Below are 26540 nucleotides of genomic sequence, written 5' to 3'. Positions count from 1 at the left end.
GGGCCGTGGACCTGGCGATCCGGTCCCTGACCCGCCCCGCGGCCCTCGCCTCTCGTCTCTCGGCCCCCGGCCCTCTACTCATCCTCCTCCCGCCCGGCCCGGGCGGCAGCCTCCACCGGCGGTGCCCGACGGGAGGGGCCCCGGGGCTGCCCCGACGGGCGGGCCCCCGGGAGCGGGTCAGTGCCCGCTGACCGGGTAGGGGATGAAGGTGCTGCTGTTCTCGTCGACCGCGAGGGCCCGGCCCAGGGGCGGGACGGCGCGCTGGGGGCAGTCGAGGCGCTCGCAGAGGCGGCAGCCCATGCCGATCGGCGTGGCGGCGGCGGTGTTGTCCAGGTCGAGCCCGTCGGAGTAGACGAGACGCGAGGCGTGCCGGATCTCGCAGCCGAGGCCGATGGCGAAGGTCTTGCCGGGTTCGCCCCAGCCGCCGCGGTGGCGGGTGAGCGCGCGGGCGGTCCACAGGTGGCGCTGTCCGTCGGGCATGGCGGCGACCTGGACGTGGATGCGGCCGGGCGCCGCGAAGGCCTCGTAGACGTTCCACAGCGGGCAGGTGCCGCCCGCGCGGGAGAAGTGGAACCCGGTCGCGGACTGCCGCTTGGACATGTTGCCCGCCCGGTCCACCCGGACGAAGGAGAACGGGACCCCGCGCAGGCGCGGGCGCTGCAAGGTGCTCAGGCGGTGGCAGACGGTCTCGTACCCCAGGCCGAAGTGATCGGTGAGGCGTTCGATGTCGTACCGGTACTCCTCGGCGGCGGTGTGGAAGGCGCCGTACGGCAGGACCAGCGCGGCGGCGAAGTAGTTGGCGATGCCGATCCGGGCCAGGGCGTGGGCGGGGGCGTCCGGCGCGAAGTCCTCCGACGCGAGCCGGTCGAGCTCGTCACCGTACTCGAGCAGGGCCAGCTGGGTGGCCATCCGGAACGCCTGCTGGCCCGGCCGGAGCCGGTTCGACAGGTGCAGGACCCGGCTCGCGGCGTCGTAGCGGTGCAGCCGGTCGCAGTCCGCGGCGATCCTGACCCCGTGCCGGTCGGCGAGGCGGCGGGACAGGGCGCGGATGACGTCCCCGGGGCGGATCCCGATCTCGCGGGCCAGGTTTTCGGCGGCGAGGTCGGTGTCGGGCAGGTAGTTCTGGCGCCGGTAGAAGAACTCGCGGATCTCCTCGTGGGGCGAGCGGGGGGCGTCGACCGGGCCCCCGTCCCTGCCGTCGGCAGCCTCGGCGAGCCGTTCGGTCAGCAGCTGCCCGCGCCGTCCGAGGTCGAGCAGGACGGCGGCGACGGCGGGCATGCGGGTGGCGAGCTCGGCGAGGTCCGAGGGGGAGACCCGGGCCTCGGCGACCTCCCCGGCCAGCGCCTCGCGCAGGTCGGCCACCAGACGGCTGGTGTCGCGCTCCGAGAAGAAGCCGGGGTCGACGCCGAAGGCCTCGGTCAGCCTCAGCAGGACGGGAACGGTCAGGGGGCGGGAGTCGTGTTCCATCTGGTTGAGGTAGCTCGGCGAGATCCCCAGGACCCGGGCCAACTCGGCCTGGCTCATCCGCCGTTCCTCGCGCAGCCGCCGCAGCCTGGTTCCGGCGTACGTCTTGCTCACCGCATTCCTCCCCCGTGGGACACACCTTCGGGCGAGCCTACGCGGAACAGTGCTGCCGCCAACCCTTCGCAAGCTTGGCAAAACAGCCGTCGAAGATTCGCAGAACTTGGCACCCGTCCCTTCTTGAGGGCACTCGGTGCCACTGCCAGAGTCTGTGGTGCGGCCCGCCGGACCCGGTGGCCGAGGCGGCTGGTCCGGACCCGATTCACGCCCTGATATCGGTAATCCGGCCATCTTTCCCCGGCAGCCCGGCAACATTGCTCAGCTCGGCCCGCGGGTGGGGCCGGCGGCCGTGATCTCCCACTCAGGCACAGGGTGCCAATGCGCTGAGCGATGGCTCGGAGCATTCGCAGACCCAGCGATCACGGAAGCGGTGACGGTCATGGCAGAGGCGAACACGAAGACGGCAGCGGCGGCCCAGCAGCTGGAGCAGCGCTGGGCGTCCGACCCGCGATGGGCCGGGATCGAGCGGACGTACGGCGCCGCGGACGTGGTGCGGCTCTCGGGCAGTGTCCGCGAGGAGCACACGCTCGCCCGCCGGGGCGCCGAACGGCTCTGGCGCCGGCTGCACGAGCAGGACTACATCCACGCGCTGGGCGCGCTGACCGGCGGCCAGGCGGTGCAGCAGGTGCGGGCCGGCCTCCAGGCGATCTACCTCTCGGGCTGGCAGGTGGCGGCCGACGCGAACCAGGCCGGCCACACCTACCCCGACCAGAGCCTGTACCCGGTCAACTCCGTTCCGCAGGTGGTCCGCCGGATCAACAACGCGCTGCTGCGCGCCGACCAGATCGCCACCGCCGAGGGCGGCAGGGACACGACCGACTGGCTCGCCCCGATCGTCGCGGACGCCGAGGCCGGGTTCGGCGGCCCGCTGAACGCCTTCGAACTGACCAAGGCGATGATCGCGGCGGGCGCGGCCGGGATCCACTACGAGGACCAGCTCGCCTCGGAGAAGAAGTGCGGCCACCTCGGCGGCAAGGTCCTCGTCCCCACGGCCCAGCACATCCGCACCCTCAACGCGGCCCGCCTGGCAGCCGACATCGCCGACACCCCCACCCTGATCATCGCCCGCACGGACGCCCTCGCCGCCACCCTGCTGACCAGCGACGTCGACGAACGCGACGCCGAGTTCTGCACCGGCGAGCGCACCGCCGAGGGCTTCTACCAGGTCCGGAACGGCATGGCCCCGGTCATCGCCCGCGGTCTCGCCTACGCCCCGTACGCGGACCTGATCTGGGTCGAGACCGGCACCCCCGACCTGGAGCAGGCCCGCGAGTTCGCCGAGGCCATCCACGCCCGGTACCCGGACCAGATGCTCGCCTACAACTGCTCGCCCTCCTTCAACTGGAAGGCCGCCCTGGACGACGACCAGATCGCCAAGTTCCAGCGGGAGCTGGGCGCCATGGGCTACCGCTTCCAGTTCATCACCCTGGCCGGCTTCCACTCCCTCAACCACGGCATGTTCGACCTCGCCCGCGGCTACGCCGAGCACGGCATGAGCGCGTACGTCGACCTGCAGGAGCGGGAGTTCGCCGCGCAGGCGCAGGGGTTCACCGCCGTCAGGCACCAGCGCGAGGTCGGCACCGGCTACTTCGACCTGGTCTCCACCGCCGTCAACCCCGCCTCCTCCACCACCGCGCTCGCCGGCTCCACCGAGGAGGAGCAGTTCCACTGAGCAGGCCCCGCCGCCCCACCACGCCGAGGAGCAGAACCGCATGTCACCCACGCCCCTGACCAGCAGCGTCCGGGTTATCGGCGCACCGGCCGAGCGCCACGAGGAGATCCTCACGCCCGAGGCGCTGGAGTTCATAGGCCGGCTCGACGCCGCATTCGCGGACCGGCGCCTGGAGCTCCTCAAGGAGCGCCGCCGCCGGTCCGCCCACCTGATCTCCGGGTCCCCCCTGGACTTCCCCCGTGCCACCGCCGCCGTCCGCGCCGACCCCGGCTGGCGCGTGGCCCCGCCCGCCCCCGGTCTGACCGACCGCCGGGTCGAGATCACCGGCCCGCCGGAGCGCCGGATGACGGTCAACGCCCTCAACTCCGGCGCCCGGGTCTGGATGGCCGACTTCGAGGACGCCACCGCCCCGACCTGGAACAACGTCATCGGCGGCCAGCTCAACCTGCTCGACGCCATCGGGCGGCGCATCGACTTCACCACCCCTGAGGGCAAGGAGTACCGCCTCGGCGCGGACCTCGCGACCATCATGGTCCGCCCGCGCGGCTGGCACCTGACCGAGGAGCACCTGGAGATCGACGGCCGGCCCGTCGCCGCCTCGCTCGTCGACTTCGGCCTGTACTTCTTCCACTGCGCCCGGCGCCAGATCGACGCCGGGCACGGACCGTACTTCTACCTCCCCAAGCTGGAGAACCGGTACGAGGCGCGGCTGTGGAACGACGTCTTCCTGCTCGCCCAGGAACTCCTAGGGATCCCCCGCGGCAGCGTCCGCGCCACCGTCCTCATCGAGACGATCACGGCCGCCTTCGAGATGGAGGAGATCCTCTACGAGCTGCGCGAGCACAGCGCGGGACTCAACGCGGGCCGCTGGGACTACCTGTTCAGCCTGATCAAGACCTTCGGCCACCGGACCGACTTCCAGCTCCCCGACCGGGCGAAGGTCACGATGACCGCCCCGTTCATGCGGGCGTACACCGAACTCCTCGTGCGCACCTGCCACCGGCGCGGTGCCCACGCCATCGGCGGCATGGCGGCCCACGTCCCGAGCCGGGACGCCGAAGCCAACGCCGCGGCCCTCGCCAAGGTGCGCCTGGACAAGGAGTACGAGGCCGAGGCCGGCTCCGACGGTTCCTGGGTCGCCCACCCCGGGCTCGTCCCCGGCTGCCGCGAGGTCTTCGACGGAGTGCTGGGAGAGCGGCCGAACCAGCTGGCGAGGACGCGCGAGGACGTCGAGGTCACGGCCGCCGACCTGCTGTCCGTCCGCCGCATCGCCGCCCCGCCCACCCAGGAGGGCATCCGCTCCAACGTGGCCGTGGCACTGCGCTACTTCGACGCCTGGCTGCGCGGCAGCGGCGCCGTCGCACTGAACGGGCTGATGGAGGACGCCGCCACCGCCGAGATCGCCCGCGTGCAGATCTGGCAATGGCTGCGCCACGACCGGGTGGACCGGGCGACGGTCACCGACCTCCTCGACGCCGAATGCGCTGCCCTGGAGTCCGAGGACCCGCGGGCACTCGCCCTCGAAGCCAGGGAGATCTTCGTGGACACCGCACTCTCGGTCCACCTGCCCGCCTTCTTCACCCCCGAGGCCTACACCCGCCACCTCGTCCGCCGTACCGGCGCGCGGGTGACCGCGTGAGCGCCACCGCGGGCGCGTCCCGCATCCAGCGCGTCGGAGTCGTCGGCGGCGGGCAAATGGGCGCCGGCATCGCCGAGGTGTGCGCCCGCGCCGGAATCGACACCGTCGTCGCCGAGTCGGACGCGGCCGCCGCCCGCGCCGCCGGCGAACGCGTCGCCGTATCCCTGGAACGCGCCGTCCAGCGCGGCAAGCTGGACCGGATCTCCGCCGAGGACGCCCTGGCCCGGCTCGTGTTCACGGGCGACCTGGAAGACCTCGCCGACCGGCAGCTGGTCATCGAGGCCGTCACCGAGAACCCGGACGCCAAGGCGGAGGTCTTCACCGCCCTCGACAAGATCGTCGAGGACCGGGAGGCCGTCCTCGCCACGAACACCTCGGCCATCCCGATCATGCGGCTGGGCATGGCCACCGGCCGCGCGGACCGGGTGGTGGGCCTGCACTTCTTCAACCCCGTACCCGTCCTGCCGCTGGTCGAGGTCGTCTCCTCCCTGCACACCTCGGCGGACACCGTCGCCACCGTGGAGTCCTTCGCCCGCGACGCCCTGGGCAAGACCATGGTCCGCTCCCAGGACCGGGCCGGCTTCGTCGTCAACGCGCTGCTCGTCCCCTACCTCCTCTCGGCCATTCGGATGGCCGAATCCGGGTACGCCAGCGCCGCCGACGTGGACGCCGGGATGGAGCTGGGCTGCGCCCACCCCATGGGGCCGCTCAAGCTCGCCGACCTGATCGGCCTGGACACGGTCGCGGCCATCGCCGAGTCGCTCTACGAGGAGTTCAAGGAACCCCTGTTCGCCCCGCCCCCGCTGCTCCAGCGGATGGTGCAGGCGGGGCTGCTGGGCCGCAAGAGCGGCCGCGGGTTCCACATGTACGGCCGGGCCTGAGGGTCCCGGCAGGTCTCCGGGCAGAGGGTGCGCCGGAGGCGCGCAAGAGCGGTGGGGGCGCGGCGAGTGGTGTCGCCGCACCCCCGCCGTGTCCCATTTCACCGTCCGCCCACCGGACCGCTGTGTCCATTCTCGAGTCCGGCGGCCTAGGGTGGGCCCCGCAGCTGGTTCGCCCCGTCCGCCAGGCGGGATGCGTCGTAAGAGGGAACCCGGTGGAAATCCGGGACTGCCCCGCAGCGGTGAGCGGGAACGACCGCCGTCATACGCACTGGGACCGGAACCGGTCCTGGGAAGCGACGGCCAGTAGGAGCCCGCCGGGAGACCGGCAGGCGTGCCCGCGAGTCCGAAGACCTGCCCGTTGCCCGTGCGCGATCGACCGCGCACGGTTTCCCGGTGACCTCGTGGGCGGGTCGGCGTGCAATGCGGGCGGATCCTCCCGTCGCGTACCCAGACGTACGCGATCCCGGCGGTCCTCCCGTTCCGGCACCCCTTCGCACCCTCGGCCCGTCACCGGGTCCATGGAGACACGCTCGCGAAGGAGAGTTCCGTGACCACCGAGTCCACAGCCGCGCCAGTACGGGCCACCGTGTACGGCTACCCCCGCCAGGGCCAGAACCGCGAACTGAAGAAGGCCGTCGAGGGCTACTGGAAGGGCCGCGTCACCGCCGAAGCCCTCCGGAACACCGCCCGCGAACTGCGCCGCACCAACTGGCGGCAGCTCGCCGAGGCCGGCATCACCGAGGTTCCGACCGGCGACTTCTCCTACTACGACCACGTACTCGACACCACGGTCATGGTCGGCGCGGTACCCGCCCGCCACCGGGCGGCAGCCCGGGCAGGGGCCCTGGACGGGTACTTCGCGATGGCGCGCGGCACACAGGACGTGGCCCCCCTCGAAATGACCAAGTGGTTCGACACCAACTACCACTACCTCGTCCCCGAACTGGGCCCCGACACCGTCTTCACGGCCGACTCCGCCAAGCAGGTCGCCGAACTGAAGGAAGCCCTGGCCCTCGGCCACACCGCCCGGCCGGTCCTGGTCGGCCCGCTGACGTACCTGCTCCTCGCCAAGCCCGCACCGGGCGTCGCCGCCGACTTCGAGCCGCTGACCCTCCTCGACCGGCTGCTGCCGGTCTACGCCCAGGTCCTCGCGGACCTGCGCGCCGCGGGCGCCGCATGGGTCCAGCTGGACGAGCCGGCACTGGTCCAGGACCGCACCCCGGCCGAACTGAACGCCGCCGCCCGCACCTACCGGGAGCTCGGTGCCCTGACCGAGCGCCCCAAGCTGCTCGTCGCCTCGTACTTCGACCGGCTCGGGGAAGCCCTGCCCGTACTGGCGAAGGCCCCCGTGGAGGGCCTCGCCCTCGACTTCACCGGCGCGGCCGAAGCCAACCTGCGCGATCTCGCCGCGGTCGGCGGCCTCCCCGGCAAGCGACTGGTCGCCGGCGTGGTCGACGGCCGCAACATCTGGATCAACGACCACCAGAAGTCGCTGACCACCCTCGGAACGCTCCTCGGTCTCGCCGGCCGGGTCGACGTCGCGGCATCCTGCTCCCTGCTGCACGTCCCGCTCGACGCCGACGCCGAGCGCGACATCGACCCGCAGATCCGCCGCTGGCTCGCCTTCGCCCGCCAGAAGACCACCGAGATCACCACGCTGGCCCGGGGACTGGCCGGGGGCACCGGCTCGATCACCGCCGAACTCGCCGCCAACCGGGCCGACCTGGCCTCCCGCGCCACCTCCGCCATCACCCACGACCCCGCAGTCCGGGCCCGTACCGGGACGATCACCGACGCGGACGGGCGCCGCGCCCAGCCCTACGCCGAGCGCGCCGCCGCCCAGCGAGCCCTCCTGGGCCTGCCGCTGCTGCCCACCACGACCATCGGCTCCTTCCCGCAGACCGGCGAACTGCGCCTGGCCCGCGCCGCCCTGCGGGCCGGACGCATCGGCACCGACGGCTACGAGGAGCGGATCGAGGCCGAGATCCGCGAGGTCCTCTCCTTCCAGGAGAAGGCGGGGATCGACGTCCTGGTGCACGGCGAGCCCGAACGCAACGACATGGTCCAGTACTTCGCCGAGCAGCTCACCGGCTACCTCGCCACCCAGCACGGCTGGGTCCAGTCCTACGGCACCCGGTACGTGCGCCCGCCGGTCCTGGCCGGGGACGTCTCCCGGCCCGACCCGATGACCGTCCGCTGGACCGCGTACGCCCAGTCGCAGACCGCCAAGCCGGTCAAGGGCATGCTGACGGGCCCGGTCACCATGCTGGCCTGGTCCTTCGTACGGGACGACCAGCCCCTCGGCGAGACGGCCCGCCAGGTCGCCCTCGCCCTGCGGGACGAGGTGAACGACCTGGAGGCGGCGGGCACCCGCGTCATCCAGGTCGACGAGCCCGCCCTGCGCGAAACGCTTCCGCTTCGCGCCGCCGACCACGCCGGCTACCTGGACTGGGCCACCGAATCCTTCCGCCTCACCACCAGCGGCGTCCGCCCGGACACCCAGATCCACACCCACATGTGCTACGCGGAGTTCGGCGACATCGTCGAAGCCATCGAGGACCTCGACGCCGACGTCATCAGCCTGGAGGCCGCCCGCTCCCACATGCAGGTCGCCGACGAGCTCGCCGGCGCCGGCTATCCGCGCGAGGTCGGGCCGGGCGTCTGGGACATCCACTCTCCCCGTGTCCCCTCCGCCGCGGAGGCGGCGGCCCTCCTGCGCAAGGGGCTGGAGGCGATCCCCGCCGAACGGCTCTGGGTCAACCCCGACTGCGGCCTGAAGACCCGTGGCTGGCCCGAGACCAGGGCCTCCCTGGAGCACCTCGTCGAAGCTGCCCGCCTGGTGCGCGCGGAGCTCCCGGACCTCCCGGACACCGCGCCCGGAGCCTGATCTCCGTCCGGATGCCGCTGCCGTGACCGGTTGACCTGAAGTCCGGTCGAGGTCCTGCTGTCGACCGTGTCGATCATGTTGATCGCCACTCGGCGACATCGTCATCCGACGGCAGGAGACGCTCGTGGGTCTCGACACCGGAGCAACGTTCGACCGGGCACTGGTACTGGGCCCGGGAGGTCCGGTCGGCACCGCATGGATGGCCGGACTGGCCGCGGGACTGCGCCGCGGCGGCATCGATCTGGGCGAAGCCGACCTGACGGTCGGTACGTCGGCCGGGGCGGTGATGGGCGCCGTGTTCGCCGTGCTCGGGGAAGCGGGGCTGGAACCGGGGGGCCCGGCGCCGCGTCGGCCGGATCGCCCTCGACCACGCCGGCTCCGGCTCCGACTCCGAGGCCGAGCGGGCGCTGGTCGCCGGGCGGGCCGCCCTGATCGGCGCGAAGGCCTGGCCGGAACGGCAGTTGCTGATCACCGCGGTGGACGCGGCCACGGGTGAGCCCGTGGTGTGGGACCATACGAGCGGCGTGCCGCTGGTCCACGCGGTGGCCGCCAGCAGCGCCTTCCCCGGGGCGGAGCCGCCCGTCGGCGTCCAGGGGCAGCGGTACATGGACGGCGCCCTGCGCGCGGGCCCGAACGCGGACCTGGCCGCCGGAGCCCGCTCACTGGCGGCCGGCGTACCGGGCGGGCCTCGCCCAGGCGCCCGCCACCGCCGAGCGGCTCCGTCCCGTGTGGGGGCCGGGCCGGGAGTGACCGGGACGGGACCCGTCAGGACCGGTCCCCTCAGTGGGCTCCTCCGGCCAGGGCCGCGTCGACCGCCGCCTCGGCGTGCAGGCGGGCCGTGGGGAAGAGCGGTACGGGGCTGTCGGCGGGGCCGATGAGGAGCTCGATCTCGGTGCACCCGAGAACGACGCCCTCCGCGCCCCGGGCGACGAGGTCTTCGACGACCTCGCGGTACGCCGCGCGCGACCGGTCGTTCACGACTCCGAGGCAGAGTTCCTCGTAGATCACCCGGTGCACGAGCGCGCGTCCCGCGGCGTCCGGGACGATCACGTCGAGCCCGCCCGCCGCGAGGCGGCCCCGGTAGAACTCCTGCTCCATGGTGAACGCCGTGCCCAGCAGCCCCACCCGCCGCAGCCCCGCGGCCCGGACGGCGGCCGCCGTGGTGTCCGCGAGGTGCAGCAGCGGGAGGGAGGTCGCGGCCTCGACCTGGTCCGCGACCTTGTGCATGGTGTTGGTGCAGATGAGCAGCAGGTCCGCACCGGCCGCCTCCAGCGCCCGGGCGGCGCCGGCCAGCACCTCGCCCGCCTCCGCCCATCGGCCCCGGACCTGGAGCTCCTCGATCAAGGCGAAGTCCACGGAGAAGAGCACGCAGCGGGCGGAGTGGAGCCCGCCGAGGCGTTCGCGCGTCCGCTCGTTGAGGATCCGGTAGTACTCGGCCGTCGACTCCCAGCTCATGCCGCCGATCAGCCCGATCGTCCTCATGCTCGTGCCCACGCTCCCGCTCCTGCTCCTCGGTGTCACCGCCTCACTCAACCATAAGGGAATGTCGTCAATCCGCGCACACCCATAAGTGTCGCTTTGGGTTCCTGTGGTGGGTCGCGGATGTCACCGGGAGGCCGGGGCCCGGCTGGAGACGGTGACGTGGTCCACCCGCATGGGGTGGCCCGGTTCGGTGTCCGGACCGGGTCGCGCGCCGTCGGCGAGGGGGAGGCTGCCGCCGACGGCCACGTTGAGGATCAGGAACAGCCCGTGGTCCACCGCCCGCTTCCAGGTCTCCGGGTCCATCCGGGACGCGGCCACGCGGTGGTGCACGCGGCCGTCGAGGTACCAGCGCACCTCCTCGGCGCCGGGCGCGAGATCGACCTCGACGGCGTACGAGTGGAACCCCGACCGGCATCCGTCGCAGGGCTGCGGGCCCGAGCTCAGGCCCGCCGGTTCCTGGCACGGGCCGCCTTCGAGGATTCCGCAGTGCATGGTCGCGAAGACGCTGTCACGCCCGTTGACCGACTCCATGACGTCGAGTTCGCCGATCCCCGGCCAGCCCGTGTACCCGTCGCGCAGCGGCGCCCCCAGCGTCCAGAAGGCCGGCCAGTAGCCCGCCGCCTTCGCGCCCGTCACGTCGGGCAGGGCGATGGAGGCCTCGATGCGCAGGGTTCCGCCGGGCGGCGGCGCGAAGTCGGAGCGCCTGGTCTCGACGCGTCCCGAACTCCACCGGCCGTCCGTGCGGGTGGGGACGATCTCCAGCGCGCCCTTGCCGTCGAGGCGGACGTTGTCGGTCGAGTCGGTCATGGTCTCGACCTCGCCGGTGCCCCACTGGGCCGCAGGGCATCCAGGATAGCAAGTCCCGGTGTCGTGGAGCCAGTTGATGTCCGACGGGCGGCTGCCCGCAGGACCGTCGAAGTCGTCCCGCAGGAGCTGTGTCCACCCGGCCGCCCCGGCTGCCCCCGCCGAGCCCACCGTGCCGGACGTGCCGGACGCGCCGGACGTGCCTGACGCGGCCACCGCGGGCAGCGCCCCGGATTCGGTGAGCAGCCGTTCGAGCCGGGGGGTCAGGACGACGGCCGCCACATTGGTCAGGTGGGAGTCGTCCCGGTAGAGCAGGATGCGGTCCAGCACGGCCGGGCAGGTCGGTCCGTCGCCCGGGCACAGGACCGGGTTCACGCTCACGCCGAGTACGCCGGGCAGCGCGCCGGAGGCGATCCGGCGCGCCAGCGGATCGGTCTGCTGGGCATCGGCGCGGCTGAACGCGCAGGCGGCCGGGGTCCCCGGGCTGCCGGACACGCACGCGGGGACGTCCGTGCCGGGCACGGGGGTGTCCTCGAGGTAGACGATCGGCGCGCCGGTCGCCCGCAGGGGTTCGAGGGTCTTCTCCCAGCCCTCGGCCAGCAGCCGGGGGTCCGCCGTGTACCGGTTGAGCGAGGCGATCACGATGAGGCGGGGCTTCGGCTGCTGCCGCAGCCGCTCCAGGGTGTCGGCCCGCCAGGTGTCGCACTCCCGGTAGGCGCGGCCGAGCTGCGGGCTGTCCACCGCCAGCTGCGGCAGCGGGCAGCCCTGCTTGACGAACTCCTGGAGCGCCCAGCCCCGTTGCGAGGCGATGGCCAGCATCGAGGAGAACCACTGACCGGCGTGCGAGTCGCCGAGGAGCACGATGCGGTCCGGGCTGTCCACCGCGCCGAACAGGCAGTCCGGGCTGCGGGTCACGGCCGGGGCGACCTCGCAGGCCCCGTCCGGCGGGAAGTCCTTGCGCGCCTGGGCGGGCGCCGGGACCACGGGGCCGCCCGTCAGCGGCGCACCGGCGGTCCGGGCCAGCAGATGGGGACCGGAGACGGCGCCCGGGGGCAGTCCGCTCAGCTCGACGGGTGCGGCCGGGCCGAGCAGGTTGAGCGTCGTGGTGCCGACCACGAGCGCGAGCACCACGGGCAGTACGACGGCCGTGACACCCACGGACAGCCCACGGCGCGGGAACTCCGAGACGGTGCGGCTGCGGCGCAGCGGCCGCTCGACCCAGCGCATGGTGGCGTAGGCGGGCAGTGCGGCGGCCAGGGTGAGCGCGCACTTCACCGGCCAGCCCAGGCCGCCGAAGCGGGCCTCCGCGAGGACGAGTACCGGCCAGTGCCACAAGTACAGGTTGTAGGACAGCCGTCCCACCGCCCGGGGTGCCCGGCCCGCCAGCAGCCGGCCGACTCCGTAGGTACCCATCGCGGTGCGCTCGCCCCGGCCGGGGATCGCCGCGAGGATGACGGCGGCGGTGGCCAGGGTCGGCACGAGGGCCGCACGACCGGGGTAGGGGGTGGAGGCGTCGTACGAGACCACGCACCAGACGATCGCCGCGCCCCCGGCCCAGCCGCACAGCAGCCGCAGCGGCCGGGGGCCGCGCATGAGGTGCCAGGGGAGCAGGGCGAGCAGCGCGCCCGCGCCGAACTGCCAGACGCGCGAGGGCGTGGCGAGGTAGGCGAGCGAGGCGGAGCGCTCCGTCCAGTGCAGGGACAGCGCGAACGAGACGAGGACCAGGGGTACGGCGGCGAGGGCCACGACGGCGCGCACTGCGCGCCCGCGGCGCACCGCCCGGGCCGCACCGAGCACGGCCAGGGCGAGCAGCGGCGCCCACAGGAGGTAGAACTGCTCCTCGACGGCGAGGGACCAGAAGTGCAGCAGCGGGCTCTGGTCGTGCCCGGCGGCCAGGTAGTCGGTCTGCTGGGCGACGAACCGCCAGTTGGCGGCGGAGAGCGCCGCCGCGACCACGTCGTGCTCCAGGTCGGCCCGGCGCAGGGGGACCGTCAGCCAGGCTCCGGCCAGGGCCACCGCGCCCAGTACGACGGCGGCGGACGGCAGGAGCCTTCGCGCCCGCCGGGAGAAGAAGTCCAGGAGCCGGATCCGGCCGGTGGTGACCGCCTCCCGGACGAGGAGGCCGGTGATGAGGTAGCCGGAGACGACGAAGAACACGTCCACTCCGACGAACCCGCCCGCGAGCCCCGGAACCCCGGCGTGGAAGGCGAGTACCGCGAGGACGGCGACGGCGCGCAGCCCTTCGATGTCGGGCCGGAAGGCCGACCGGTGCGGGCTGGGACCGGACTCGCCGCCGGAGCGCGCCGGGGTCGCCGGGGGGCCGGGCGGCGGGGTGGAGGCGGGCCGGCGGTCGCGGTGCGCGCCGGGTGCCAGGGGGAACTGCATGGTGGTGAAGCCTTTCAACTCAGCCAGGGAAGCATCGGGTTGACCCACCCGGATGCCAGCAGGCCAGTGAGCAGGAGGACCGCGGAGGCGGCGAGGGTCTCGGGCCAGCGGCGGGGCAGTACGCCGGTCCGGGGGAGTGGGAGGGCCCGTACGAGGCCGCGCGGGCGGGCGGTCGCCGGAGCCGGCCCGGAGCCGTCGGCGGTGTCCGGGCGCACGGAGGCCCTGGCCGGACGCAGCTCGGTGAACAGGTCGCGGACCAGCGGGCCGTTGATCTGGCACTGCACCAGGAAGTAGAGCAGCAGACCCCAGTTGGGCTCCCAGCCGTTGCGGGCCACGGCCAGCGCGAGCCCCGCGGCGGCCGCGCCGTTGGAGAGGACGAGCCAGAGCAGCGAGGCGCCCACCACCCGGCGGGCCATCCCGCCGGAGGAGCCGGAGCCGCGGGTGCCGGTGGGCACCCAGTCGGCGCTGCGGCCGCGCAGGGTGTGCAGGAAGGCGGTGGCGGCGGCGACGCTCGTCAGGACGTTGGCCCGGATCACCTCGATCCGCCAGCGGGTCCGGCTGATCCGGGGCAGGAGCACGTGCCAGAGCCACAGCGGGGCGAGCAGCGGCAGGACGTGCCAGGGCCGGATGTGGTCCGGGTACCAGAACATCATCACCAGCGGCGGCAGTGGCGCGGCGAACGTGTTCACGGCGGCGGCCAGGTAGCCGACGACGCCCTCGTAGAAGCACAGCCTCATCCGCCAGGGTGCGCCCATCCGGCGCAGCACGGGGGTGCTGAGCAGGTGGAGGTTGCCCATCGCCCACCGGTACTGCTGGTTGACGAAGGAGGTGACCCGGTCGGGGGAGGTGCCCTTGGCGACCAGCACCGGTACGTACAGGGTGCGGAAGCCCCGTTCGTGGAGGGCGAGGCCGGTGTACAGGTCCTCGCTGTGGTCGAGGCGGGCGAAGCCTCCGGCCAGGTCGATGGCGCTGCGCCGGTAGACGGCGTTGCTGCCGCAGCAGATGGCGGCGTCGCTCGCGTCCCGGGACGGCTGGATCCAGCGGAAGAACCATTCCTGGGCGGAGCCCGCGGCCCGCTGGATCCAGTCCATGGTCTCGTCGGTGTCGAAGCACTGCGGGCTCTGCACGATGCCGACGGCGGGATCGGCCAGGTAGGGGACGAGATGGCGCAGGAAGTCCGCGCGGGGCGCGAAGTCGGCGTCGAGGATGGCGATGAACTCCGCGCCGCTCAGCGTCAGCGCGTGATTGAGGTTGCCCGCCTTCTTCAGGTGCCCCCGGTCCGGACGTACGACGTACTCGTAGCCGTACGAGGCCGCCAGCGCGGCGACTTCGGGCCGGTCGGCGTCGTCCAGGACCCAAGTGGTCAGCGCGCCGGGCCAGTCGACGGCCGCGACGGCGCGGTAGGCGTTCTCCAGGACGGGGAGCGGTTCGCCGCAGGTCGGCAAGTACAGGTCCACGCCGGGCAGTCGGGCGGGCTGCCAGGCGTGCACGAGGATTTCGTGCGAGGGCCGGGTCAGCCGGCGCTGGCGCAGGCTGTTGACCGAGGAGAGGGCGAGGGCGACGACGTTGAGCCCGAGGACGGCGAGGAAGGCCCACAGCGCCGGGGTGCGCAGCGCGAACGTGAACATGGTCGCGGCGGTGAAGACGAAGGCGAGAGAGGTGCTGATCAGGACCCAGCGGCGTTGCGGGCCGAAGTACCAGTAGAGCTCTTCGTCGGAAGGTGGTTGTGGAAGATGATGAATGGTCATAAAGCTCCCCACGGCTGGTTATGCGACCGTTTCAGGTGCCACTTTAGCGTCAGAGGTATAGACCATTTGTTGCAGGACGGCCAACAGTTCGAATGAGTCACCGGAACGGCAGGTGAACCAGGTTCCGCGGCCCGGCCGGAACCGGCTGTTTCGTCCGTCGGCGGCTGGGGAGGATGTGCCTGCAGTCGGGCACGGGTCACGTGCGCGGCGTCGTCACGCGAGGGGTTGGGCATGGCTCAGGGGACTGTGAAGTGGTTCAACGGGGAGAAGGGCTTCGGTTTCATCTCGCCGGACGAGGGCGGCGCGGACGTCTTCGTGCACTTCAGCGCGATCCAGGGTTCCGGGTTCCGGAACCTGGAGGAGAACCAGCGCGTGGAGTTCGAGATAACCCAGGGACAGCGCGGTCCGCAGGCCGACCAGGTTCGAGCCCTCTGACCTGCCCGCCCCGGCCCCGGGTGGACCTCGGGGTCCACCCGGGGCCGCGGACCGCCCCGCCCGGGTGTTCCGGATCCGTGCCGCTTCGTGTCGCCGTACGATCCGTCGAGGTGGAACTGCACGGTTCGCGGTCCTGGGTGCCGCGCCAGAACTAGGAGCTCGGCGTTGTCCGTTGTGGACGTGGTACGGGAGTCGGCCGCGGCCGGAAGAGTCGTGTTCTTCGAGGAGTCCGCCCGGGACGGCGCGCAGGCGAAGACGATGATGAGCGCCGCCTTCCGGGTCCGGCTGGCCCGCGAGCAAGGGGCGCTCTTCGGGCCGGACGGCCCGCGGCACGTGGTGTTCGCGGCGGGATTCCCCTCCGTGTGCGGGCAGGAGTTCGAGGCCACCCGGCAAGTCGCGCTGGAGGCGCAGGAGTCGGTGAGCCCGTCCGCCGTCTGCCGGGGCACGGCCGAGGACGTACGGCTGGCCCTGAGCGCGGTACGGGGTGCGGCGCACGGGCGGATCATGGTGATCGTGGCCGCCTCGGAAGCCACCGCCCGGGCACTGGTGCACAGCGACGCCCGCACGTCCCTGGGCCGTGGCCTGGACGTGCTCAAGGGAGCCGTGGACCTCGCGGACGGCATCGCCGTGGACGTGTGCCTGGTGGACGCGCCCCGCGCCGACCCCGCCCTGGTCGCCGAGTACGCGGGTCGGATGACGGCGCACGGGGCTGCCACGATCGTGCTGGCCGACACGGTCGGCGACCTGCTTCCCGGCCAGACCGAAGCGCTGTTCCGGCGCGTCGCCGCCGGGGCGGGGCCGGAGACGGTGCTGGTTTCGCACCTCCACAACGACCTCGGCCTCGGCCTCGCCAACACCCTGGCCGCCCTGGAGAGCGGAGCACGGGTCGCGGCCTGCTCCTGGCTGGGCATGGCCGAGCGCAGCGGAATGGTCGCCACCGAACAGCTGCTCTTCCTCCTCGCGCACGACCGGGCCAAGGCCGCGCGGGTACTGGGGCCCGACTGCGAGCCGTGGTGGACGAGGCCCGACCTGACCAGGCTGCCGGGCATCGCCCGGATGGTGTCCGAGGAGACCGGGGTGCCGCTCACCGTCACCACCCCCATCGTGGGAACAGGGGTCGCCACCATCTCCACCGGAACCCCCTTCACGCACCCGCGGACCTTCCAGCCCTACGATCCCCAGCAGCACCTGGGCCTCGAACCGACCGTGGTGCTGACCCACCTGGCCAGCAGGCGCGTGCTGCGCGCGGTCGCCGCACGCCTGGGCCACCAGCTGGATCCGGACCAGACCGGCAAGGCCCTGGCCTGGGTCAAGAACCGCGCCTACCGCCAGAACCAGGCCCTCGTCGCCGACGCCGACTTCGCCGGCTACCTCGAAGGCCTGACCGCCGCCACACCCGCACGCTGAACGGAACCCCCCCCGCATGTCGGACACCCGATTCCCCGGCTCCTCCCCTGCCCCCGGCTCCTCCCCTGCCCCCGGCCTCGAGATGGCCCCCGCCCCCGAGACGGCCCCCGCCCCCGACATCCGCGCCGCCGCCCGTGCCCTGCACGCCGGAGGGGCGGTCATCCTCCCCAACCCCAGCCCGCTCACCTACGTGGTCACCGCCACCACGCCCCGGGCCGTCAACGAGGCGAAGGGCCGCCCGGCCGGGCAGGAAGTCGCCCTGTGGGTCCACGACGACGCCACGTGGCGGGACCTCACCACCCTCCTCGACCTCGAACCGGTCGCGCTCGAGGTCGCGTTCACCCTGCTGCGCGAGCAACTCGTCACCCTCCTGGTCCCCGTGCGCGCCGACGCCCCCGCCACGGTCTGGACCGCCCCTGCCCTGCGCGACGGCCACCTGCTGCTGTTCGGCGCGCACTGGAGGCCGGTGTCGACGCTCCTGGCGCGCTTCCCCCGCCTCTACGTCAGCAGCGCCAACCGGACCGGGATGCCGCCGGCGGACACCGCGGACCGGGCAACGGCGATGTTCGGACCCGGAGTTCCGGTCGTCGACGCCGACGCCCTGCGCCGCCCCGGTACCCCGCACGCGGCCACCACCATGCTGCGCATGGACGCGGCCGGGGACCTGACCCAGATCCGGCAAGGAGCCCAGGACCTGGCACACGGCACCGACCCGGACGCCTACCTGGCACATCTGCGCGCCACGGAGCCCCACCGGTGGCGGTCGTTCGGACGGCGGAACCCGGCGTCCACCTGACCGGGGCCGGCGCGCTTCCTCCGTACGGCTTTCGCACGGTCTCCCGCTCCGGCGCGCCGTACGCTTCGCGGCCGTGGATCCCCGGCGCCATGGGGCACGCTCACACGGGCGGACGGTCGTCCCGCGCACGAGATGGGGAGAGCGAATGGACGCAAGCGGCGGAAGTGCCCCGTCGGCCCGGGACCAGGGCCGGAAAGAGACGGTGGAGGAGCGTGCGGACCGCAACTGGCAGGATTTGATGCAGGAGATCCGGGTCGTCCAGACCGGCGTGCAGATCCTGCTCGGATTCCTGCTCACCGTCGCCTTCACGCCCCGGTTCGTGGAGCTGGAACAACCGGACCGGACGGTCTACGTCATCACGGTGATCCTCGGCTCCCTGGCGACCGGTGCGCTCATCGGCCCCGTCTCCTTCCACCGGCTCGTCTCCGGGCGGCGGATCAAACCGCAGGCGGTGGTCTGGGCCTCCCGGCTGACCTTCACCGGGATCGTCCTGCTGCTGGCGACCCTCGTCTCGGCACTGTTCCTCATCCTGCGGGTGGCCGCCGGCCACGCCCTCGTGCCGTGGCTGGTCGCCGGAGTCTTCGCCTGGTACGTCCTGTGCTGGTTCGCCCTGCCCCTGTGGGCGCGGAGCCGCCACACGGCCCGGCAGTCGCGGGGCACCCGGGAAGCGGGCGACTGAACCGCACGGCCCGCGGCCCGCGACCCGCGGCTCGCGCCGCACCCGGAGCACCGCCCGGAGGAGCGAGCCGCCTCGGCAGCGAGCGCGGATTCCGGGGCGGGAGTGATTTCGGTCCGCGAAGTGGCTGGTGGGAGCCCAGCTGGGTACACGCTCCCCATGGCGAAGCGCACAGTACACACGGAATCACCGCTGACCTGGCACGGAGCGGTTGCCCACTGGGACCGCAGGCTGTTCGACGCGGTGGCCCGTCGGCACTGGCACGGGGCCGACCGGTTGCTCCCCGGCATCGGGCGCGCCGCGAACCACGGGCTGCTGTGGGGCGGGGCCGCCGCGGCGATCGCCGTCGTCGGATCGCCCCGGGCCCGCAAGGCGGCCGTGCGGGGGGCCGCCTCACTGGCACTGGCCTCCACGGCCGTCAACACCGTGGTCAAGTGGTCCGTACGCCGTCCACGCCCCCTCCTGGAAGGCGTACCCGCCGTGCGGCAGGCGGCGACTCCGCCGCGGACCACCTCCTTCCCCTCCGGGCACTCGGCATCGGCCTTCGCCTTCACCGCCGGGGTGGCCCTGGAGTCCCCGGGCTGGGGCGCGGTGCTGGCCCCGGTGGCCGCGTCCGTGGCCTTCTCCCGGGTGTACACCGGGATGCACTACCCCTCCGACGTGGTGGCCGGGGCGGCTCTCGGCGTGGCCGCGGGGGTCGTCGTACGCAACCTCGCGCGCGGGGCGCAGGAGGCCCGGGTCGTGCCGGGCGGTGAGCGGCCGGCCGCCGGGGCGCCCGCGCTGCCCGACGGGGAAGGGCTCACGGTGGTGGTCAACACCGGCTCGGGCACGGCCACCGACGCGGGGCTCGACCTGCTGCGCTCCCGGCTGCCCAAGGCCGAGGTGATCCGGTGCGAGGGCGGGGACCTGCCCGCGGAGCTGGCGGCGGCGGCCTCGCGGGCGACCGTGCTCGGGGTCTGCGGAGGCGACGGCACGATCAACGCCGCCGCGACCGCCGCGCTGCGCGCCGGGGTGCCGCTGGCGGTCTTCCCCGGCGGCACCCTCAACCACTTCGCGCTGGACCTCGGCCTGGCCGGAGCCGAGGACACCTGCCGCGCCGTGGCCGCCGGCCAGGCCGTGCACATCGCGGTGGGCCGCTTCACCCCCGGGCCGCAGGGCGAGGCCGGCTACTTCCTGAACAACTTCAGCATCGGCGCCTACCCGGAGCTGCTGCGCCACCGCCTGCACTGGGGCCCGCGCATCGGCGGCGGGCCCGCAGCCCTGCTGGCGGCCTGGAAGGTGCTGAGGGCGGAGCGGCCCGTGCGGCTGCGGCTGGCCGGGCGGCGCCGCAGCGTGTGGCTCCTCTTCGCGGGCAACGGCACCTACCACGGCACCGGCCCCACCCCCCGCCGCCGGGACAGCCTCGGCGAAGGCCTCCTCGACGTCCGTCTCGTCCACGGCGGCGGCCGCCCCGGGCCCCGTCTGCTGGCCGCCGCCTTCACGGGGCCGCTGTCCCGCTCCCCGGTCCACGTCGCGACCCGGCTGCGCAGCCTGCGCATCGGGGAGATCCCGGCGGGTACTCCGCTCGCCTACGACGGCGAGTACGCGAAGGCCCCCTCCGACCTGGTGCTCGACGAGCTCCCCAACGCCCTCACGGTCTACCGCCCCCGCTGACGATCGGCCACCCACGCGGGCCGGATTGGCCTCGGGACGCCTACACCCGCGCCGACGTCCGTGTCTACGATGTGGGGTCGTACTTCCAGGAGGGGGGCCGCGGACATGCCGCTGACCGGGAGCGCACGCGTGACCGGTCGGGGGGTCGAGGCGACCAGGGTCGGTGGCCGGTGGCGGGTCACCCGGCCGTGGCCCGCGCAGCTGCGCCCGTTCGTGCACAGCTACGCCGGCTACTGGGAGGCGGCGGCCTCGCCCTACCGGGTGCGGCTGGTTCCCACGGGCCGGGCCGTCGTGGTGATCAGTCTGGGCGAGCCGTTCGCCCAGATCCGCCGGCTGGGCGATACGGGCCCCAGCAGCCTGGTGACCGGATCGCTGGTCACGGGGCTGGAGGACGGGCCCCGGACCTGTGACCATCCCGGCGGCCAGGAGGCGATCCGGCTCGAGCTGACCCCGCTCGGAGCGTTTCGGCTGTTCGCCGTGCCGATGAGCGAGCTGACCAACACGGTGGTCGAGCTCCGAGACGTCCTCGGACCCGCGGCCGGGGAACTGGTGGAACGGCTGGCGGCCACCGGCGACTGGGGCGCCCGGTTCGACCTGCTGGACGCCGAGCTGTCGGCCCGGCTCGAGCGCGGCCCGAGTCCCGCGCCCGAGGTGGGCCATGCCTGGCGACTGCTGTCCCGCGCCGGCGGGGCGATCCCGGTCGGCCGGATCGCGGCCGAAGTGGGCTGGAGCCAGGGCCACTTGGTGCGCCGGTTCACCGAACAGATCGGCCTGACGCCCAAGACGTCCGCCCGGGTGCTGCGCTTCCACCGGGCCGTGGGACTGCTCACCCGCGAGGGTGCCAACCTCGCCGAAGTGACCGCTGCCTGCGGCTTCTACGACCAGGCACACCTCAACCGCGAGTTCCGCGCCCTGAGCGGCACCACCCCCGGCCTGATGGCCGCCGCCCGGGTGGCGGAGGGAGCCCTCGCGCTGTGAGGCGCGAGGTCAAATTTATCCAAGCCAGGCCGTCCGGACACCGATAGTGTCCCCCCGTTCGCAGTTGATCAGGTACCCGGCCCCAGGGAACTCCGGGCCGCGGGCCCGGTCCGGAGGGGAGTGTTCGATGGAAGACCTGCTGCGCCTCCTCGTAGGCGGTGCGATCACGGGCGGCCTGATCGGTTTGGCCGGTGCCCTCGGCCGACGCGGCCGCAGGCGTCGGGAGGGCGGTGACGCGAGCCGCCGCTGACGTCCGGCGCGTCGAAGGCCGGTACGCCGAGGGCCGGTACGCCGAGGGCCGGTACGTCCGGTGCCCGGGTGATCGGGACGCCAGAGGGTGTCGGGCCCCTCGTCCCGGTGCTACGGGGGAGCACCGGAGGCGAGGGGGCCGGAGGGGGCGAGGGGGCGTCCTCCGGGCCGGGGGAAGTGTGGGGACGGCTACGGGTTCTTCGCCGTCCCCACACCTCGGCCTACCCCCCCCTCGCGTCGCCTCCGTCATTGCCGCAGAGTGGTCGTCCGCACCTTCCGTGCATCCGGCAGCACCACTGGACCCATGGAGTTCCGCTGTGGCCACGACCTCTGAAGCACCCGGGACGAAGTCCGCGGACGCGTCCGCCGTCCGCATCGAACGCGACGGTCCCGTCCTCACGGTGATCCTGAGCCGCCCCGGCGTCCGCAACGCGGTCGACGGCCCGACGGCAGCCCGACTCGCCGATGCCTTCCGGGTGTTCGAGGAGGACGAGGACGCTTCCGTCGCCGTCCTGTGGGGCGAGGGCGGCACGTTCTGCGCGGGCGCCGACCTCAAGGCCGTCGGCACCGAACACGGCAACCGGGTACGGGCCGAGGGCGACGGCCCGATGGGTCCCACGCGGATGCGGCTGACCAAACCGGTGATCGCGGCGGTCAGCGGGCACGCCGTGGCGGGCGGGCTCGAACTGGCCCTGTGGTGCGATCTGCGGGTGGCCGAGGAGGACGCGACGTTCGGCGTGTTCTGCCGTCGCTGGGGCGTCCCGCTGATCGACGGCGGGACGGTGCGGCTGCCCCGCCTGATCGGCGAGAGCCGCGCGATGGACCTGATCCTCACCGGCCGGCCCGTGACCGCCGCGGAGGCGTACGGGATCGGCCTAGTCAACCGCCTCGTGGCTCCCGGGGAAGCCCGCCGGGCGGCAGAGCGACTCGCCCGTGAGATCGCCGGTTTCCCCCAGCTGTGCCTGCGGCACGACCGGCTCTCCGTACGGGAGCAGCACGGCCTGGACGAGCGGGAAGCCCTGGCCGCCGAGTACCGGCACGGCCTCGTCCCCCTCGAAGCGGGGGAGACCCGGTCCGGCGCCGACCGGTTCGCGGGCGGCGCCGGCCGCCACGGCTCCTTCTCCGGCTGAGCCGGCCGGCCGCGCCCACCCCGTCCCGGAGTGCTCAGGGGAGGTCACCGGTCCCGGCCCCGGAGGTGCGGCCGCGCTGGGTGGGCAGGGTCTGGGCGAAGGTGGCGGCCTGGACCAGGTAGGCGTTGCGGAAGTCCCCCGAGGTGCTGCCGGTGTTCTCCTCGTCCATGAGCTCGCCGAACGTGCCCGACTCGGCGACCCGCCCGGCCTTCAGGACGTGGATGACATCGGCGTGGCGTACGGAGTGCAGCCGGTGGGTGATGAGGACGACGGTCTGCCCGGTCGCCGCGAGCTTGCGCAGCCGGTCGAAGAAGCGCTGTTCGGCGACCGCGTCCAGGGCGCTGGTGGGCTCGTCGACGACCATGATCTGACCGTGCCGGTACCACGCGCGGGCGATCCCGATCTTCTGCCATTCGCCGCCCGAGGCCTGGCGTCCGCGCTTGTAGCCGCGGGCGAGGAGGGTGTCGAGACCCTGGGGCAGCCCGGCGAGGAACTCGCCGGCGCCCGCGAAGGCCGCCGCCTCCTCGACCGCGCCGTCGTCGATCGGGCGCGTGGGGCGGCCGATCCCCACGTTGACGCGCAGGGTGAACGGCCAGTGCTGGAAGGACTGGGACATGAGCGCGACCCGGGCGAAGATCTGCCTGCGGTCGGCCTTGGCGGCGTCCACCCCGTCCCACCAGATCGTGCCGCCGCCCTCGTCGGGCAGGTACAGGCCGGCCAGGAGCTTGATCAGGGTGGACTTGCCCGAGCCGTTCTCCCCGACGATCGCGATGACCTTCCCGATGGGGAAGGAGAGCGACACCTCGCGCAGCGTCGGTTCCGCCGTCTCCCCGGCCCCGGCCGGGTAGGTGAAGGTCACCTTCTCGAAGCGGACCTCCCGCAGGTGTTCCGGGAGGGACTCTCCCGTGGTGGGGATGGCGCGGGCCGCGGCCTCCTCGCAGAGCCGTTCGTAGTCGGCGACGAACAGGGACTCCTGGTGGAGCTCGGTGATCTGCAGGACGAGGCTGTCCAGGCTGGCCGCGCCGGTCCGGATGGCCAGGACGGCGGTGCCGGCGACGGCGAGGTCCATCGCCCCGCTCCACAGCAGCAGTCCGAGCGCCCCGTAGGTGAGGAGCGTCGCGAGCCCGCCGGCCCCGTCGGCCTTCAGGCCGATCCGGGCCGCGTTGCGGGCCAGGCGGGTCTGCTCGCGTTCGCTGGTCTCGGCCATGTTGCGGAAGTGCGCGAGGAGGAACGGGCCGACCGCGTGGACGCGTACCTCCGCGGCGGCCTCCTGCTGGGTCAGCAACTGCCCCAGCAGGAGGCCGGCGCGGGCGTGCTGGACGAAGGTGTGGAAGGAGATGTAGCGCTGCTTGGAGATCGTCAGCGAGCTCCACGCGCTGGGCAGCGTCATCAGGACCAGCAGGGGCAGGAGGGCGATGTGCAGCACGGTCAGTACGCCCGCCGCCGCGATCAGGGAGATCCCGGAGTTCAGGGTGTTGGTGCAGTAGCGGATCATCCGGCGGGCCGAATCGGCTCCGTAGCGGGCGGCGTCCAGCAGCCGGTGGAACTCGTCGTCCTCGATCGCCGCGAGCTCCACCTGGTGGACAAGGTCCAAATACCTTTCCGTGGCCACCCGTTGGACCTTCGGCTCCAGCGCCCCGGTCGCCGCCGTCGAGGCGGACCGGAGCAGCGAGCCGAACAGTGCCGCGACCGCAACCACCACGAGGGCGGGCAGTGCCCGGGCCAGCCGCTCGTTCGTCGGGCCGCCGGCCAGGACGTGGCCGAGCACGCCGTTGACCGCGACGAGCCCGACGGCCTGCGTGATGCCGCGTCCGAGCTCGGCGCCCAGTACCAGGCGCAGGGAGCGGGCGTCGGCCAGGTGCGCGAGCCGCACGCCCATCCCGACCGTGCGGGGGAGGCCCTTGGCCATGGTCCACAGATCGAGCTTCAGCCAGGCGCCTTCATGCCGCTCCCATCCGATGTCGTAGGCCAACTCGCCGCCGAACAGCAGTCGTTCCGACTCCGATACGTCCGGGCCGCCGGACGGCTCCCGGCCCTTCTCCGGGCCCTCCTCCCGGTTGGGCTCCTGCTTCTGCTGCTGCTTCCGGTTCTGGTCCCGGTTCTGCGCGGGCGTCATGCGCGTACCTCTCGACGTCGGGGCAGCGGTGTGCGCGATCCGGTCGCCGTGGCCGTGGGGAGGTCAACTGTCATTCTCCGGAAGGGCGTTGGTGGTCGGCAGGCGCTGCGGGGATCAACGACGCCGGACCTGCGGTCGAACGCACGTGTTTGAGCCGAAGCGGATTCCGTACGGGAGCGCGCAAGGCCTCAGCTGCAGGGTGCACCGACCCTTGAGGCGCGGGGGTTCCGCCGTCCGGCGGTGATGGCCGAAACGCCGGTGTTGATGCCGGTGCGACGGATGGGGTTGGGATGCCAGGACGCGGGCACTCCGGTCCGCCTCACCGGGGACGGAGCCGAGCGGCCAGGACGGCGACGTCGTCCTCGGCGTGCTGCGCGTCGAGTCCGGCGCAGACCGCGTCCACCACCTCCGAGAGGCTCGACCGGGTGCCCAGCCGGAGGGCGGCGAGCCTGGCCAGCGAGGTGTCGATGTCCTCGCTGCGCCGCTCCACCAGTCCGTCCGTGTAGAGCAGCAGCGTCTGGTCCGCGGAGAGCGGCCGGGCGAGGGCCTCGTACCCGCCCAGGCCCGTGCCCAGCGGCGGGCCCACGGGTACGTCCAGGAGCTCGCCGACGCCGTCGCGGGTGAAGACGGCGGGCGGCAGGTGCCCGGCGCTGGAGTAGACGGCCATGGCGCGGGCGGGGTCGATCCGCACGAGCAGACAGGTGGCGGGCCTGCGGCTCTCGTCCGCCGCGGACAGGGCGTCCAGCTGGCGCAGCACCCGGTGCGGGGCGAGATCGGTGGAGGCCACCTCGCGCAGGACGGAGCGGTACGCGTTCATGTCCACGGCGGCGTCGAGGCCGTGGCCCATCACGTCCCCGATCGCCAGGAGCGTGCGGCCGAAGTGCAGGCGGATCGTCTCGAACCAGTCGCCACCGACCAGGGCCCGCGGTCCCACGGGCAGGTAGCGGCTGGCGACCTCCAGGTTCGGGTGCGGCCGGCCCGGTTCGGCGACGAGCGCGCGCTGCAGATCGAGTGCGGTCCGCTCCGTCGCCGCGAGCCGCCGGGCGTTCCTCAGGTGGACGGCGGTCAGCCGGGCCGCGAAGTGCAGCGCGGCCAGCTCGTGGTCGCTGAAATCCCCCCTGGTGCGGCTGACGAGGAGCCTGCCGTAGACCTCGTCCGGACCGGTCAGCGGTACGGAGGCGAGGTGCGCGCGGGCCCCCGCGACCCGGCCGGTCCACGTCTCCAGGGGATGGCCGCGGTCCAGGGCCCGGACCACCGGCGCGCTCTGATCGACGGCCGCCTCCAGGAGACCCGCCGCCCCGGCCACGGCCACGCGCTCCTCGCGGGCCCGGGGTCCGTGGCCGACCAGGTCCACCGCCGCGGCGTCGGACAGCGTACGGAAGAGGAATCCGGCCAGCTCCCGGCAGGTCTCGCGTTCGTCGAAGGACGTTCCGATCCGCTCCAGGGCCTCCTCCATGGAGTGCAGCCGTGCCTGCAGCCCCTCGTGTTCCGACACGTGCCTCCCTCGCCCACCGCATGCCGCCGTCGGCCGCCGTGGAAGGCATTCCATCAGCCGTCGCGGGTTCCGGCGGGCAACGCGGGGAGTGTTGCGCAGGGCCGTCGGCGTCGTGCGCGGTGCCCCGGCCGCCGGCCGCCGGCCCCGACCGGGGTCATATCCAGGTCGTCGCGAGCGGGACGGTCACGGCGGCGGCGAGCAGGAGCGAGACGTTGAGGGCGACCTTGCGGTCCCCGCGGGCCAGGTGCACCCCGGTCGCGCCGATCTGCAGGACCACGAACCCGATGGCCGCGGCCACGGCCAGCCAGGGCGCGATGCCGGTCAGCGGCGGCAGCACCAGCCCGGTAGCGCCGAGCACCTCGACCGTTCCGATGGCCCTGACGGCGGGCATCGGCGTGCTGTCCACCCAGGCCATCATCGGGCGGAGCCGCTCCCGGCCGCGGACCAGCTTCACCCCGCCCCCGTAGAGGTAGAACAGGGCGAGGAGGCCGGCAACGATCCAGTACGCGAGGTTCACGATTCCCAT

At 73.4% G+C, this 26540-nt stretch carries 20 protein-coding genes and 1 riboswitch; of the genes, 12 read left to right on the top strand and 8 right to left on the bottom strand.

Going from position 1 to position 26540, the window contains the following annotated elements; translation table 11 throughout:
- Window positions 1-177: 177 nt before the first annotated feature.
- A complete protein-coding gene (locus tag OG904_RS01225) occupies window positions 178-1578 on the bottom strand; it encodes a short-chain fatty acyl-CoA regulator family protein (RefSeq protein WP_405486415.1) in 1401 nt (466 codons plus the stop codon).
- A gap of 382 nt (window positions 1579-1960) precedes the next feature.
- Here OG904_RS01225 and aceA point away from each other — a divergent pair, with 382 nt between their 5' ends.
- From aceA to metE, 4 genes are all read left to right on the top strand, one after another.
- Entirely contained in the window at window positions 1961-3253 is a 1293-nt protein-coding gene (gene aceA / locus OG904_RS01220) for an isocitrate lyase (protein WP_405486413.1), read from the top strand.
- A gap of 40 nt (window positions 3254-3293) precedes the next feature.
- A complete protein-coding gene (gene aceB, locus OG904_RS01215; RefSeq protein WP_405486411.1) occupies window positions 3294-4892 on the top strand; it encodes a malate synthase A in 1599 nt (532 codons plus the stop codon).
- Window positions 4889-5773, top strand: a complete 885-nt coding sequence (locus OG904_RS01210) for a 3-hydroxybutyryl-CoA dehydrogenase (protein WP_405486409.1) — start codon at window positions 4889-4891, stop codon at window positions 5771-5773. The genes aceB and OG904_RS01210 overlap by 4 nt, the downstream gene beginning before the upstream one ends.
- Window positions 5774-5921: 148 nt before the next feature.
- A riboswitch (cobalamin riboswitch) is annotated at window positions 5922-6147 on the top strand.
- A 173-nt stretch (window positions 6148-6320) separates the two neighbouring features.
- Complete coding sequence (metE, locus tag OG904_RS01205) at window positions 6321-8660, top strand: 5-methyltetrahydropteroyltriglutamate--homocysteine S-methyltransferase (protein WP_405486407.1); 2340 nt, start codon at window positions 6321-6323, stop codon at window positions 8658-8660.
- A 73-nt stretch (window positions 8661-8733) separates the two neighbouring features.
- On the opposite strand, the gene OG904_RS01200 is transcribed toward metE, so the two are convergent.
- Window positions 8734-9267 (bottom strand): hypothetical protein, encoded by a 534-nt coding sequence (locus OG904_RS01200; protein WP_405498409.1) that lies wholly within the window; start codon window positions 9265-9267, stop codon window positions 8734-8736.
- On the opposite strand from OG904_RS01200, the gene OG904_RS01195 reads away from it, so the two are divergent.
- Window positions 9161-9538, top strand: a complete 378-nt coding sequence (locus OG904_RS01195) for a patatin-like phospholipase family protein (protein WP_405497692.1) — start codon at window positions 9161-9163, stop codon at window positions 9536-9538. The genes OG904_RS01200 and OG904_RS01195 overlap by 107 nt on opposite strands.
- On the opposite strand, the gene OG904_RS01190 is transcribed toward OG904_RS01195, so the two are convergent.
- From OG904_RS01190 to OG904_RS01180, 3 genes are all read right to left on the bottom strand, one after another.
- The gene (locus OG904_RS01190) at window positions 9441-10142 is read right to left on the bottom strand and encodes an aspartate/glutamate racemase family protein (RefSeq protein ID WP_405497690.1); all 702 of its coding nucleotides are present in this window, start codon (window positions 10140-10142) and stop codon (window positions 9441-9443) included. The genes OG904_RS01195 and OG904_RS01190 overlap by 98 nt on opposite strands.
- A gap of 123 nt (window positions 10143-10265) precedes the next feature.
- Entirely contained in the window at window positions 10266-13331 is a 3066-nt protein-coding gene (locus tag OG904_RS01185) for an SGNH hydrolase domain-containing protein (RefSeq protein ID WP_405486405.1), read from the bottom strand.
- A gap of 14 nt (window positions 13332-13345) precedes the next feature.
- Window positions 13346-15079, bottom strand: a complete 1734-nt coding sequence (locus OG904_RS01180; RefSeq protein WP_405486403.1) for a glycosyltransferase family 2 protein — start codon at window positions 15077-15079, stop codon at window positions 13346-13348.
- Between the two features lie 231 nt (window positions 15080-15310).
- On the opposite strand from OG904_RS01180, the gene OG904_RS01175 reads away from it, so the two are divergent.
- The 7 genes from OG904_RS01175 to OG904_RS01145 all read left to right on the top strand — a co-directional run bounded on the left by OG904_RS01175 (window position 15311) and on the right by OG904_RS01145 (window position 22403).
- Complete coding sequence (locus tag OG904_RS01175) at window positions 15311-15514, top strand: cold-shock protein (protein WP_328302403.1); 204 nt, start codon at window positions 15311-15313, stop codon at window positions 15512-15514.
- Between the two features lie 174 nt (window positions 15515-15688).
- Window positions 15689-16921, top strand: a complete 1233-nt coding sequence (locus OG904_RS01170; protein WP_405497688.1) for a 2-isopropylmalate synthase — start codon at window positions 15689-15691, stop codon at window positions 16919-16921.
- Window positions 16922-16937: 16 nt separating this feature from the next.
- Window positions 16938-17717 carry an L-threonylcarbamoyladenylate synthase gene (locus OG904_RS01165; protein WP_405486400.1) on the top strand — a complete coding sequence of 260 codons (780 nt, stop codon included), beginning with the start codon at window positions 16938-16940 and terminating at the stop codon, window positions 17715-17717.
- A gap of 145 nt (window positions 17718-17862) precedes the next feature.
- A complete protein-coding gene (locus tag OG904_RS01160) occupies window positions 17863-18396 on the top strand; it encodes a DUF6328 family protein (RefSeq protein ID WP_405486398.1) in 534 nt (177 codons plus the stop codon).
- Window positions 18397-18552: 156 nt separating this feature from the next.
- Complete coding sequence (locus OG904_RS01155; RefSeq protein ID WP_405486396.1) at window positions 18553-20046, top strand: bifunctional phosphatase PAP2/diacylglycerol kinase family protein; 1494 nt, start codon at window positions 18553-18555, stop codon at window positions 20044-20046.
- 129 nt (window positions 20047-20175) lie between these two features.
- Entirely contained in the window at window positions 20176-21024 is an 849-nt protein-coding gene (locus OG904_RS01150) for a helix-turn-helix domain-containing protein (protein ID WP_405486394.1), read from the top strand.
- Between the two features lie 566 nt (window positions 21025-21590).
- Window positions 21591-22403, top strand: coding sequence for a crotonase/enoyl-CoA hydratase family protein (locus OG904_RS01145; protein WP_405486392.1), 813 nt, complete (start codon window positions 21591-21593; stop codon window positions 22401-22403).
- Window positions 22404-22437: 34 nt separating this feature from the next.
- Here OG904_RS01145 and OG904_RS01140 read toward each other — a convergent pair whose 3' ends face one another.
- From OG904_RS01140 to OG904_RS01130, 3 genes are all read right to left on the bottom strand, one after another.
- On the bottom strand, window positions 22438-24519 hold the full coding sequence (locus OG904_RS01140) for an ATP-binding cassette domain-containing protein (protein WP_405486390.1): 2082 nt from the start codon (window positions 24517-24519) through the stop codon (window positions 22438-22440).
- 319 nt (window positions 24520-24838) lie between these two features.
- Complete coding sequence (locus OG904_RS01135) at window positions 24839-26014, bottom strand: PP2C family protein-serine/threonine phosphatase (RefSeq protein WP_405486388.1); 1176 nt, start codon at window positions 26012-26014, stop codon at window positions 24839-24841.
- A 154-nt stretch (window positions 26015-26168) separates the two neighbouring features.
- Entirely contained in the window at window positions 26169-26531 is a 363-nt protein-coding gene (locus OG904_RS01130; protein WP_405486386.1) for a DoxX family protein, read from the bottom strand.
- Window positions 26532-26540 lie beyond the last annotated feature (9 nt).

The sequence above is a fragment of the Streptomyces sp. NBC_00096 genome (assembly GCF_045041305.1).
GTDB lineage: Bacteria > Actinomycetota > Actinomycetes > Streptomycetales > Streptomycetaceae > Streptomyces.
This window is presented reverse-complemented; position numbering and strand designations above follow the sequence as displayed.